Genomic DNA, 6,676 nt, shown 5'->3' on the forward strand with positions numbered 1-6,676 from the left:
CCGTATCCGAGGCGGTTCAGCCCGTGAAAGCGGAATGAAAAAAAAGGAGGCGCGTCCCGCCGGACCGCGCACCCCGCGGGGTAGGTCGCACCTCGTCCGAGCCGAGGTCGTCTCCCGACGGGCGCTCTCGACGGGGGTGACGGAGCTGGTGCTCCGGACCGACCCGCCAGTGGACGCGGCGCCCGGCCAGTTCGTCGAGGTGGACTGCCGGGGGGCCGGGGTTCTCCTGCGGCGCCCCTTCTCCGTTGCCGGAATGGGGACCGACGGGTCGCTCTCGCTGGTGGTGCGCGCGGTCGGGCCGGGAACGTCCTGGCTGGCGGAGCGAAGGCCCGGCGACTCCCTGGATCTCCTCGCGCCGTGCGGCAAGGCCCGCCGGCTCGACGCCCGGGACCGACGCCTGCTCCTCGTCGGGGGGGGCATCGGCACCCCGCCGCTCTACCGTTTCGCCGAGGCCTATCGCGCCGAAGCGGAGGCCGTCGAGCTTTTCGCGGGAGCCGCTCGGGGGGAGGAGGTCCGCGGCTATCTCTGTGCCGCTCCCGTCGGCATCGTCGCCTCGGCCGCCAGCGAGGACGGCGGCGAGGGTCTCTGCGGCCTGGTGACCGCAGTCCTCGAAGCGCGGCTCAAAGAGGTCCTTTTCGACAAAAAAACGCCGATGGTAGTCGCCTGCGGCCCGGAGACGATGCTGGAGTGCGTCGCCGGGCTCTGCGGCGCCCACGGCGTCGAGTGTTGGGTGCTCCTCGAGGCGCTGATGGCCTGCGGGACCGGGCTCTGCCGGGGCTGCGCCGTCCCCGCGGCGGAAGGCGGCTACCTCCTGGTATGCCAGGACGGCCCGCTCTTCGACGCCCGCGAGCTGGCCTGGCCGCTCCCGTCCACGCCCCGGCCGCTCCGGCTGGAAGTCGAGTCCACGCCCCCGGCGCCCGAATCTTCCCTGAAGACGCGGCTCGGCCCTCTGACGCTCGACACGCCGATTCTCGTCGCCTCGGGCACCGCCGGTTACGGCACCGAGCTCGACCGCCTGGGCGGCCTGGAGGGCGTCGGCGCCTTGGTCACCAAGACGGTGACCCGGGAGCCCCGGGCGGGCAACCCCCCGCCGCGCATCGCCGAGACCCCGGCCGGGATGCTCAACTCCATCGGCCTGGCCAACGTCGGCCTGGAGCGCTTCCTGGCGGAAATACTGCCGGAGACCCTCGGGCTGGGCCTCCCGGTGATGGTCAACATCGGCGGGTCCACCGAGGATGAGTACGTGGAGGTGGCCGGTCGTCTGGCCGCCGTCAAAGGAATCTTCGCCCTGGAGCTCAACGTGAGCTGCCCCAACGTGAGCCGGGGCGGGCTCCAGTTCGGCACCGAGCCGACCATCCTCCGTAATTTGACGAAGAGGGTGAAGGAGGCCGCCGGCGGGCTGCCGCTCTTCGTGAAGCTGACCCCCAACGTGACCGACGTGACCCTCCCCGCCGGGGCCGCCCTGGAGGGGGGCGCCGACGGGTTGACGCTCATCAACACCGTTCTGGGAATGGTCGTGGACGTGGGCCGGTCCAAGCCTGTTATCGCCCGCGGCGTGGGCGGGCTCTCCGGTCCGGCCATCCGCCCCGTCGCCGTGCGGATGATCGCCCAGGTGCGCGCCGCCTTCCCCGACGCACCCATCATCGGCACCGGCGGTATCGAGAACTGGCACGACGCCGCCGAGCATATAATCGCCGGGGCGAACGCCGTCAGCCTCGGCACCGTCAACTTTTACCAGCCCCACGCCGCCCGCACAATCGCCCTGGGCCTGCGCCGACTCCTCGCCCGGCGCGGGATGGCCCACCTCGGCGAGCTGACCGGCTCCTTAAAAATATGAGATGCCCCTACTGCGGTGAAGACTCCGACAAGGTAACCGACACCCGTCCCTCCAAGGGCGGCGAGCTGGTGCGCCGCCGGCGGGAATGCCTGCACTGCGCCCGCCGCTAGACAACTTACGAGAAGGTCGAGGAGCCGGAGCTTAAGGTGGCCAAGCGCGACGGACGGCGGGAGCGCTTCGACCGGGCGAAGATAATGACCGGCCTGGAGAAGGCCTGCGAAAAGCGACCCATCAGCCACGACCAGCTAGAAACGGTGGTGGCCCGGGTCGAGACCGAGCTCCGCAACCGCCTGGGCGACGAGGTGGAGTCCAGCGAGATAGGCGAGCTATTGATGCAAGAGCTGGCCGATCTGGACGACGTGGCCTACGTTCGCTTCGCCAGCGTTTACCAACAGTTCGCCCACACCGACCAGTTCACCGACGTGCTCCGGCGCCTGCGTGAAGACCGGCGCCGGAGGCGGACCAAGAAGAAAACCGAGGAGGGGCAGACCCTCTTCTGACGAGAGGTGGGCGCTCCGGGCGCCCCTTTTCGGTGTGATGGGATTCGCGCATGGCCGAGGGAAGGCTCATCCGCCGCGTAGGCGTGAACACCGGGTTCGTCCTGGGGTCGGAGGTCGTGCGCAAGCTGTTGGCCTTCGCGCTGCAGCTCGTCGCTGTGCGCGTCTTCGGCGACGCCGGGTACGGGCGTTACACCTTCGCCATCGGCTTCGTCACCCTGTGGGCCCTGGGCAACGACCTCGGGCTGGCCGAGCTGACCGTGCGAGACGTGGCGCGGGACCGGGCGCGCGCGGGGGCCTACCTGGCCGATGTGCTCTCGATGAAGCTCCTGGCGGGCGTGGTGGTCCTCGGGATTCTGGCCCTGGTCGGGGGGGCGACGCAGCCCGCCGAGCTCTCGATGATTCTCTGGGCGGGGCTCTCCGCGGTCATCTTCGCCGGAAGCCGGGAGAGCGCCCTGGGGGTCTTCAAGGGCGCCCAGGACTTCCGCTCCCTTTTTGTCGTGAACCTGTCGGGCGACGTGCTGACCCTCGGACTGGGCTACGCCGCGGTGCTCACGGGCTACGGCCCCCTGGGGCTCATCGTCGCCACCGCCGCCGCCACGGCGCTCTCCTCCGTGATGAGCCTGGTGTGGGTCCGAAGGCGCTTCGGCGTCGTCCGGCCCGATCCGAGGCGCTGGTGGGGCCTCTTGAAGGCCGGCTTCCCCTTCGCCCTCGCCTCCGTCTTCATCATCGTGTACAAGCTGGTGGACATCACCATGCTCAAGTACATGCTCGGGTCGGACGAGGTGGTGGGGTGGTACGGGGCGTCGGTGAAGCTCGTAAACATCATGCTCTTCGCGCCCATGGCGCTTTCCGCGGCGCTCTTCCCCGCCCTGTCGGAGATGAAGCACGACGACGAGCGGCTGTCGCGCACGGCCTCGGTCACCATCCGGCTGCTGGTGGCCCTGGCGCTCCCCGCCTCCATATTCATATTCTTCCACGCCGAGGGGATTTCCGCCATCGCCCTCGGGCCGGGCTACGGCCCCGCGGCGGACTCCCTGAGAATCCTGGGCCTCTCGCTCCCCCTGGTCTTCGCCAGCTACCCCCTAGCGGTCCTGCTGAAGTCCACGGGCCGGGAGAAGCTCTTCGCCGCGGGGGCCCTCATCTGCGGCCTGGTGAACATAGTGGCCAACCTGTACGCCATCCCCCGCTGGGAGCACGTCGGCGCGGCCTGGACCACCGTTATCTCCGAGACGCTGGTCCTCGTGCTCTTCGTCATCTTCGCCCGGCGCTACGTGGACCTCTCCCAACTGGGCCGGCCCCTCCTGGGCACCCTGGCCGCCGGGGCGGTGTACGGGGTGGCCTGCGCCTTCTTGTCTCTCTGGTGGTCCCTGGCCGTTCTGCCGATTTACATCCTGCTCCTCTTCGTCACCGGGGCGGTGAAGGGGGAGGATATTCGGCGGCTCCGGGAGGTCCTGCGGCGCGAGCGGGTCTGAATCGGGGGCGTTCGCCAAGGCGACGGCGGGGATGGTAAAATCGGACCGGCATCCGTCGCGGACCGCCGGGAAAAGAAACCCCTCGGGAGGGGGTGGAATGCTCGTAGCCACCATCGTCGGTGCCCGGCCCCAGTTCATCAAGGCCGCCGTGGTCAGCCGCGCCCTCGCCGCCCGCGGGGTCGAGGAGCTCCTGATACACACCGGCCAGCACTACGACATCCGCCTCTCCGACGTCTTCTTCTCCGAGCTGGGGCTGCCGGAACCGTACTACAACCTGGGCATCGGCAGCGCCACGCACGGGCGCCAGACGGGCCAGATGCTGGTGGCGATCGAGGACGTGCTGTTGCGGCACTCGCCGGACATGGCGCTGGTCTATGGCGACACGAACTCGACGCTGGCCGGGGCGCTGGCCGCGGCCAAGCTCCGCATCCCCCTGGCCCACGTGGAGGCCGGGATGCGCTCCGGCGACCGCTCCATGCCCGAGGAAATAAATAGAATCCTGACCGACCACGCCGCCGACCTGCTTTTGACCGCCACCCCGACCGCGGTGGAGAACTTGGCCGCCGAGGGGCTGACCGAGGGCGTGGTTCCCACCGGCGACGTGATGTACGATCTGTGGCTGGCCAAGCGACCGATCTTTGAGGGGATGAAGCCCAAGCTGCTGGAGAATTTCGGTCTGCGCGAGGGCGGCTTCGTCCTGGCAACTATCCACCGCCCGCGGAACGCCGACGACCCGGCGAGGCTCACCGCGATTCTGGACGCACTCTTGGGGCACGACGAGCCCGTGTTCCTGCCGCTCCACCCCCGGACGCGCAAGAACCTGGAGGCGGCGGGGCTCTTGGAGAAGTACGCCGAGATGCTCCGCGAGCCGGTGGGCTACCTGGAGATGCAGGCGCTCCTTGGCGGGGCGCGCCTGGCGGTCACCGACTCCGGCGGGTTGCAGAAAGAGGCGTATTTCCACGGCAGGCCGTGCCTGACCCTCATGCCGGGGAGCGAGTGGGTGGAGACGGTGCGGGCCGGGTGGAACAAGTTAATCGAGCCGGAGGGGCTCCCCGCGGCGCTCAAAAATTTCTCGCCGACGGGGGAGCGGCCGCGGGTCTTCGGGGAGGGTGATGCGGCGGAGCGCGTGGCCGGGGCGCTGGTCGGCTACCGACGATAGGTATTATCACTCCTACACCGCACCCTACAGGGGAAGGTCAATGTGAGCAAGGTCCACGAGCTGGCCATCATCGGCGGCGGCCCCGCCGGATACACCTCGGCCATCTACGCCATCCGCGGCGGGGTGGACTTCGTCTTCTTCGCCGACGGCGTCGCCGGGGGGCAGATAGCCACCACGGCTACTTTGGAAAATTACCCCGGCGTGCCGGGGCCCATCAACGGGATGGAATTCTCGAAGCGGCTGACCGAACAGGCCGCCGGGCTGGGCATCGAGGTGGAACAGGCCCATATCGAGAAGCTGGAGGACCGGGGCCAGTTTTTCCTTCTGACCGACGACTACGACGAGACGCACCGGGCACGGGTGGTAATCCTGGCCACGGGGGCGCACTACCGGCCGTTCCCGCTGGAGGGGACGGCGAAATTCTCCGGCCGCGGCCTCTCCTACTGCGCCACCTGCGACGGCAACTTTTTCCGCGACCAGGAGGTCGCCGTGGTCGGCGGCGGGGACACCGCCCTCGAGGAGGCGCTCTACCTCACCCGCATGTGCCGCACGGTACACCTGATCCACCGCCGGACGGAATTCCGCGGCGTTCCGGTGCTCCAGCGGCGGGTGCAAGTCGCGAAGAACATCACGCTCCACCTCCCCTACGTCCCCGAAAAAATCCTCGGCGCCGACGGCGTGGAGGGGCTGGAAATCAAGAACGTGGAGACCGGCAAGACGGAAACCCTCGCGGTGACCGGCGTCTTCAGCGCCCTGGGGATGGTCCCCAACTCGGAGCTGGTCAAGGGGCTGTGCAAGCTGGACCCGGGGGGCTACGTCGTCGTGAACGAGCGGATGTTCACCTCGCACCCGCGCATCCTTGCCGCGGGCGACGTTACGACGACCCCCCTCAGGCAGGTAGCGGTAGCCGTGGGGCACGGGGCCATCGCGGCGGAATCCTCCCGCTGCTGGCTGGACGAGAACTGCGCGCTGCCCTCGGAGGCCGGGGAATGAGCCGTCGCCTCGCCGCCGGCGTAGTCCTTATCACTTTATTCACCGCCTGCCAACCCGACGGCGAAATCGGGCACGGCGGCACGCTGAAACCGGCGCCCACCGAGATCCGGGTCCTCTTGCAGGAGACCGACGGGCTCCTGGTGGTGAACTGCCCCTCGGGGGCGATGATAACCGACGACTCCGACAAGCCGCTCTACACCGTTCCACTGGGTTGGGACCTGGTGTTCAAGCGCAACGAGTACGGCGTGCTGGCGGCCAACGGCGAGTGGCTGCGCTGCACGTGGGTGCGGATCAAGCCCCGGGATGAGGGGGACGGGCCGCCCCGGATCACGGTCAAGGGTTCGCCCTACCGCGGTTCTCTCACCGTCCGCTCCACCACGACGGGGACGCTGCAGGCGATAAACCGGATAGAGGTGGAGGATTACCTGCGGGGCGTTCTGCCCGAGGAGACCTACGCGAGCTGGCCGCCCGAGGCGCTCAAAAGCCAGGCCGTGGTGAGCCGGAGCTACGCCCTGGCGCGCATGAGCGACGACCCCGGCGCGGTTTTCCACCTGCGCGCCGACACCTCGTCCCAGGTCTACGGCGGGTACTACGCCGAGGATCCGCGCACCGACGAGGCGGTGGCCGCCACGATTGGCGAGGTCCTGGCCTACGGCGGCCGGATCGTGACCACCTTCTTCAGCTCCTGCTGCGGAGGCCACACCGCGGCCATAGA

The 6,676-nt window shown here is 69.1% G+C and carries 6 protein-coding genes; all 6 read left to right on the plus strand.

Translation table 11 applies throughout. From position 1 onward, the window contains the following. Positions 1-34: 34 nt before the first annotated feature. Entirely contained in the window at positions 35-1,837 is a 1,803-nt protein-coding gene (locus NTW26_03595) for a dihydroorotate dehydrogenase (GenBank protein MCX7021358.1), read from the plus strand. Positions 1,838-1,983: 146 nt separating this feature from the next. Beyond that, positions 1,984-2,337, plus strand: coding sequence for an ATP cone domain-containing protein (locus NTW26_03600; GenBank protein ID MCX7021359.1), 354 nt, complete (start codon positions 1,984-1,986; stop codon positions 2,335-2,337). A 50-nt stretch (positions 2,338-2,387) separates the two neighbouring features. After that, entirely contained in the window at positions 2,388-3,809 is a 1,422-nt protein-coding gene (locus NTW26_03605; GenBank protein MCX7021360.1) for a flippase, read from the plus strand. 97 nt (positions 3,810-3,906) lie between these two features. Beyond that, positions 3,907-4,968 carry a UDP-N-acetylglucosamine 2-epimerase (non-hydrolyzing) gene (gene wecB, locus NTW26_03610; protein ID MCX7021361.1) on the plus strand — a complete coding sequence of 354 codons (1,062 nt, stop codon included), beginning with the start codon at positions 3,907-3,909 and terminating at the stop codon, positions 4,966-4,968. Between the two features lie 42 nt (positions 4,969-5,010). Beyond that, entirely contained in the window at positions 5,011-5,961 is a 951-nt protein-coding gene (locus tag NTW26_03615; GenBank protein MCX7021362.1) for an FAD-dependent oxidoreductase, read from the plus strand. Beyond that, positions 5,958-6,676 (plus strand): SpoIID/LytB domain-containing protein (locus NTW26_03620; protein ID MCX7021363.1); only part of this gene is annotated, 719 nt, incomplete at its 3' end. The genes NTW26_03615 and NTW26_03620, both read left to right, overlap by 4 nt.

The organism is bacterium, assembly GCA_026398675.1.
Lineage (GTDB): Bacteria > RBG-13-66-14 > RBG-13-66-14 > RBG-13-66-14 > RBG-13-66-14 > RBG-13-66-14.